Annotated in this window: 2 rRNA genes (1 of these 2 cut by a window edge); both read left to right on the top strand. The window is 55.6% G+C overall.

The window, feature by feature from the left end:
* A 23S ribosomal RNA gene (locus ACWEFB_RS38195) occupies nucleotides 1–1391 on the top strand (it extends 1350 nt beyond the left edge of the window).
* Between the two features lie 77 nt (nucleotides 1392–1468).
* Nucleotides 1469–1585 (top strand): 5S ribosomal RNA (gene rrf, locus ACWEFB_RS38190).

Raw genomic sequence — 1585 nt, 5'->3', positions numbered from 1 at the left:
TAGGCTGAGACGTGATGCCGAGCCGATTCAGGTGAAGTCAGTGATCCTATGCTGCCGAGAAAAGCCTCTAGCGAGTTCTTAGCGGCCCGTACCCCAAACCGACACAGGTGGTCAGGTAGAGAATACCGAGGCGATCGGGCGAACTGTGGTTAAGGAACTCGGCAAATTGCCCCCGTAACTTAGGGAGAAGGGGGGCCGGAGACGTGAAGCCCCTTGCGGGTGGAGCGTTGTATGGCCGCAGAGAGCAGGGGGAAGCGACTGTTTACTAAAAACACAGGTCCATGCGAAGAAGTAATTCGATGTATATGGACTGACGCCTGCCCGGTGCTGGAACGTTAAGGGGACCGGTTAGCTCTTTCGGGGGCGAAGCTGAGAACTTAAGCGCCAGTAAACGGCGGTGGTAACTATAACCATCCTAAGGTAGCGAAATTCCTTGTCGGGTAAGTTCCGACCTGCACGAATGGCGTAACGACTTCCCCACTGTCTCAACCACAGGCCCGGCGAAATTGCATTACGAGTAAAGATGCTCGTTACGCGCGGCAGGACGGAAAGACCCCGGGACCTTTACTATAGCTTGACATTGGTATCCGAATTAGCTTGTGTAGGATAGGTGGGAGCCGGTGAAGTCCATACGCCAGTATGGGTGGAGGCAATCTTGAAATACCACTCTGGTTGATTTGGGTATCTAACTTCGGACCGTGATCCGGTTCAGGGACAGTGTCTGGTGGGTAGTTTAACTGGGGCGGTTGCCTCCTAAAATGTAACGGAGGCGCCCAAAGGTTCCCTCAGCCTGGTTGGCAATCAGGTGTTGAGTGCAAGTACACAAGGGAGCTTGACTGTGAGACTGACAGGTCGAGCAGGGACGAAAGTCGGGACTAGTGATCCGGCACTTGCGAGTGGAAGCGGTGTCGCTCAACGGATAAAAGGTACCCCGGGGATAACAGGCTGATCTTCCCCAAGAGTCCATATCGACGGGATGGTTTGGCACCTCGATGTCGGCTCGTCGCATCCTGGGGCTGTAGCAGGTCCCAAGGGTTGGGCTGTTCGCCCATTAAAGCGGTACGCGAGCTGGGTTTAGAACGTCGTGAGACAGTTCGGTCCCTATCCGCCGTGCGCGTAGGATACTTGAGAAGGGCTGTCCCTAGTACGAGAGGACCGGGACGGACGAACCTCTGGTGTGCCAGTTGTCCCGCCAGGGGCACGGCTGGTTGGCTACGTTCGGAAGGGATAACCGCTGAAAGCATCTAAGCGGGAAGCCTGCTTCAAGATGAGGTATCCCACCCACTTTGTGGGGTAAGGCCCCCAGCTAGACTACTGGGTTGATAGGCCGGAGATGTAAGCTCGGTAACGGGTTGAGTTGACCGGTACTAATAGGCCGAGGACTTGATTACTAAGGTGCTACGCGTCCACTGTGTGATTCCCGACAAACGAACAAGACCCTTTGGGTTGTTTGTTAAGTCGATAGTGTTACGGCGGTTATAGCGGTGGGGAAACGCCCGGTTACATTCCGAACCCGGAAGCTAAGCCCTCCAGCGCCGATGGTACTGCACTCGGGAGGGTGTGGGAGAGTAGGACGCCGCCGGAC

This window comes from Micromonospora sp. NPDC004704, from assembly GCF_053601675.1.
Note: the sequence above shows the minus strand (reverse complement) of the source record. Positions and strands in the feature narration are given on the sequence as shown.